Source organism: Longimicrobiaceae bacterium (assembly GCA_035696245.1).
GTDB lineage: Bacteria > Gemmatimonadota > Gemmatimonadetes > Longimicrobiales > Longimicrobiaceae > DASRQW01.
Genome location: DASRQW010000280.1, coordinates 1 through 3,969, shown reverse-complemented (window position 1 = coordinate 3,969; position 3,969 = coordinate 1). Strand labels below are relative to the sequence as shown.

General features: G+C 69.1%; 4 protein-coding genes. All 4 read left to right on the top strand.

All coding sequences use genetic code 11. The annotated features are described in order from the left end of the window. Nucleotides 1–576 precede the first annotated feature (576 nt). The 4 genes from VFE05_13030 (at nucleotide 577) to VFE05_13015 (ending at nucleotide 3,901) form a co-directional block, all read left to right on the top strand. Nucleotides 577–1,332, top strand: coding sequence for an SDR family oxidoreductase (locus VFE05_13030; GenBank protein HET6230989.1), 756 nt, complete (start codon nucleotides 577–579; stop codon nucleotides 1,330–1,332). An 80-nt stretch (nucleotides 1,333–1,412) separates the two neighbouring features. Further along, entirely contained in the window at nucleotides 1,413–2,399 is a 987-nt protein-coding gene (locus tag VFE05_13025; GenBank protein HET6230988.1) for an aldo/keto reductase, read from the top strand. Between the two features lie 43 nt (nucleotides 2,400–2,442). After that, on the top strand, nucleotides 2,443–2,853 hold the full coding sequence (locus VFE05_13020; protein HET6230987.1) for a cupin domain-containing protein: 411 nt from the start codon (nucleotides 2,443–2,445) through the stop codon (nucleotides 2,851–2,853). 40 nt (nucleotides 2,854–2,893) lie between these two features. Further along, the gene (locus tag VFE05_13015; GenBank protein HET6230986.1) at nucleotides 2,894–3,901 is read left to right on the top strand and encodes an aldo/keto reductase; all 1,008 of its coding nucleotides are present in this window, start codon (nucleotides 2,894–2,896) and stop codon (nucleotides 3,899–3,901) included. Nucleotides 3,902–3,969: the final 68 nt, after the last annotated feature.

Sequence of the window (3,969 nt, the reverse complement as noted above, 5' to 3'; positions counted from 1 at the left end):
TGGCGGGGAGCAGCCTCTTTGCCCAGGGCGGGGAACCACACACTCCGCACCTCAACCTTCCGAACCGCCGTATGCGGACCCGCACGTACGGTGGTGAGGGAGGGGCGCAGCCGGTGATTGCCGGCTGCCCCCTACCCGATTTCTCCATCTACCATCTTCCGCGTCATCCACCGAGGGCCGGACGCAAGCGTAGAACCGTCTGCCTCCGCGGTCGGCACCTGCTGCGCAGGCCCGCTATACGACAACTACTCGGAAGACGTGAAAGCCTTTCGTCTACATGACCTTAGCGATCGTCGATCCGCCTCCCACGCTCGTCATTCATTGTGAACCACAGCTTATCAGCCTGCGAAGCATCGTCAAGTTTATCCGCGCCACGTCAGCGATTAGGTTGATTGCATCGAGTGCATCCGCGAAATGCCGCAAGCCGGGATAGCCTGTCTCGAAACCGGCTGACGAACCATAACTCGGAACATGCCGGCCAGGCTTCATGCGCAAGAGGTTCGCGATGGCGGTGAAGTTGCCGTCACGGCAGACTGCCTCGCGATGCATCACCCTCGGCCTACTGGAGATACAACCGTGAGCAAGAACGTTGAAGGAATCGACGGGAAGGTCGTCGTCATCACCGGCGCGAGCAGCGGCCTGGGCGAGGCGACCGCGCGGCTGCTTTCCGCGCAGGGCGCGGCCGTGGTGCTCGGCGCGCGGCGCGTGGATCGCATCCAGGCACTGGCGAACGAGCTGACGGCCAGCGGCGGGAAGGCGCTCGCGGTCGAGACGGACGTGACCCAGCGTGACCAGGTGCAGCGGCTGGTGGACGCGGCCGTGGAGACGTACGGGCGCATCGACGTCATCATCAACAACGCGGGCCTGATGCCGCAGTCGATGCTGGAGCGCCTGAAGGTGGACGAGTGGGACCGGATGATTGACGTCAACATCAAGGGCGTGCTGTACGGCATCGCCGCGGCGCTCCCGCACATGCAGCAGCAGAAGAGCGGGCAGATCATCAACGTCTCCTCGGTCGCCGGCCACAAGGTCGGGCCGGGCGGTGCGGTCTACTCGGCCACCAAGCACGCCGTCCGCGCCCTGTCGGAAGGGCTGCGGCAAGAGGTGAAGCCGTACAACATCCGCACGACGGTGATCTCGCCGGGCGCGGTCGCCACGGAGCTGCCGAACACCGTGACCGACGCGGCCGTCGCCGAGCGGATCAACAAGCTGTACGAGGAGGTTGCGATCCCGGCCGACTCGTTCGCGCGCGCCGTCGCCTTCGCGATGAGCCAGCCGGAGGACGTGGACATCAACGAGATCCTGTTCCGGCCCACGCGGCAGGAATACTGACCGGCAACGGCCGATCCCGGCGAGAGAACGCCTGGTTGCGTCCGCAGTCACGTGTCTTCGACAGGCGAAGGGGAGTAGAGATGCAGAAGCGGAATCTCGGCAACGGCGGCTTGAGCGTCGCCGCCATCGGCTATGGAGCGATGGGGCTGAGCCACGGCTATGGCCCGGCGACGGACAAGCAGCAGGCGATCGCGCTCGTCCGCGCGGCGGCCGAGCGCGGCGTGACGCTCTTCGACACGGCGCAGATCTACGGCGCCGCCAACGAGGAGATCGTGGGCGAGGCGCTGGAGCCGTTCCGCCGCCAGGTGGCGATCGCCACCAAGTTCGGGTTCGACCTCGGCCGTGGGAGCCAGGTCCTGAACAGCCGGCCCGACAACATCCGGCAGGTCACCGAGGGCTCGCTCAAGCGGCTCCGAGTGGAGGCGATCGAGCTCTACTACCAGCACCGCGTGGACCCGGACGTGCCCATCGAGGATGTGGCGGGCACGGTGAAGGACCTCATCGCCGAGGGCAAGGTCAAGCACTTCGGCCTCTCCGAGGCGGGCGAGCAGACCATCCGCCGCGCGCACGCGGTGCAGCCCGTGGCGGCGGTCCAGAGCGAGTACTCGCTGTGGTGGCGCGAGCCGGAGACGAACGGCGTGCTGGCGGCGTGCGAGGAGCTGGGGATCGGCTTCGTGCCGTTCAGCCCGCTGGGCAAGGGGTTCCTGACCGGGAAGATCGACGAGAACACGACGTTCGACAGCAGCGAACTCCGTGGCAGCACCTTCCCGCGCTTCACGGCCGAGAACCGGATCGCGAACCAGGCGGTGGTCGGCCTGCTGGCCAGGATCGCCGCGAAGAAGAACGCGACCCCGGCGCAGATCGCGCTCGCCTGGCTGCTGGCGCAGAAGCCGTGGATCGTGCCCATTCCCGGCACCACCAAGCTCCACCGCCTGGAGGAGAACCTGGGCGCTGCGACCGTCGATCTCACCGAGGACGACCTGCGGGAGATCGAGGACGCCGCCGCGAAGATCACCGTGCATGGGGACCGTTACCCCGCGCACCTGCAACAACGTGTCGGCCGCTGAGCGACGCGGCCTCTGCCGAATCCAGAAGCAAGGAGAACTGACGATGGAGATCAAGCGAGCGGGCTCGCAGCCGTCCGGGAAGGGACCGGCGGACTGGTTCACGGGCACGGTGCGCATCGACCCGCTGTTCGCGGCGAACGATCCGGCGCGGGCGGCCGGCAACGCCGTCACGTTCGAGCCCGGCGCGCGCACCGCGTGGCACACCCACCCGCTGGGGCAGACGCTGATCGTCACGGCCGGCTGCGGCCGGGTGCAGCGCGAGGGCGGGCCGGTGGAGGAGATCCGCCCCGGCGACGTGGTCTGGTTCTCGCCGGGCGAGAAGCACTGGCACGGCGCCGCACCCACGACGGCCATGACGCACATCGCCATCCAGGAGGCGCTGGACGGCAAGCCCGTCGACTGGATGGAGCACGTCACCGACGAGCAGTACCAGGGCGGGACACGCGCGTCCTGACCCGGTGCGCTGGAAACCACTTCCCACACGGACGCGAGATATGCTGCCCACACGCACGCTCGGCACGCAGGGCCTCACCGCCTCGGCCATCGGCCTGGGGCTGATGGGGATGAGCCAGGCATACGGGACGGCGGAGGAGCGCGACGAGCGCGAATCCATCGCCACCATCCATCGCGCGGTGGAGCTGGGATGCACCTTCCTGGACACGGCGGAGGCGTACGGGCCCTACGCGAACGAGGAGCTGCTGGCCCGCGCGCTCCGGGAGCTGGGGACCGGGGCGCGCGACCGCGTGGTCATCGGCACCAAATTCGGCTTCAGGTTCGAGAACGGCGCCATATCGGGCGTGGACAGCCGCCCGGAGCACGTCCGCGAGGCGGTGGAGGGCTCGCTGCGGCGCCTGGGCACGGACCGCATCGACCTCCTCTACCAGCACCGCGTGGACCCGGCGGTGCCGATCGAGGAGGTGATCGGCACGATGGCGGACCTCGTCCGCGAGGGGAAGGTCCGCTTCCTCGGCCTCTCCGAGGCGGGCGAGCAGACGATCCGCCGTGCCGACGCCGTGCACCCCATCTCGGTGCTCCAGAGCGAGTATTCGCTGTGGGAGCGCAACCTGGAGCCGCGCATCGTTCCGCTGCTTCGCGAGCTGGGGATCGGGCTCGTGCCGTTCGCGCCGCTGGGCCGCGGCTTCCTCACCGGCGCCGTGAAGCGGGCCGAGGAGTACCCGGAGGGCGACTTCCGCCGGGGCGACCCGCGGTATCAGGGCGAGAACTTCGACGCGAACGTGCGGGCCGCGTCGGCCGTGCGGGAGCTGGCGGCGCGGAAGGGCGCGGCGCCGGGGCAGATCGCCCTCGCCTGGCTGCTGCACAAGGGCCCGGACATCGTCCCGATCCCCGGCACCAAGCGGCGGAAGTACCTGGAGGAGAACGTCGCGGCGGCCGACGTGAGCCTCACGGACGAGGAGATGGCGGCGCTAGATGCCGCGCTCGCGCCGGAGATGGTGTCCGGGCCGCGCTACAACGAGCGGCAGGCCGCAATGGTGGACCGGTGACGGCGCCCACGAGCCCGGCACCGGGCCGCCCGCGTGTGATCTGCCACATGATGGCGTCCACCGACGGG

Coding starts and splice junctions, on each gene's coding strand:
- VFE05_13025 (HET6230988.1), top strand. CDS start 1,413: ATGCAGAAGCGGAATCTCGGCAACGGCGGCTTGAGCGTCGCCGCCATC.
- VFE05_13020 (HET6230987.1), top strand. CDS start 2,443: ATGGAGATCAAGCGAGCGGGCTCGCAGCCGTCCGGGAAGGGACCGGCG.
- VFE05_13015 (HET6230986.1), top strand. CDS start 2,894: ATGCTGCCCACACGCACGCTCGGCACGCAGGGCCTCACCGCCTCGGCC.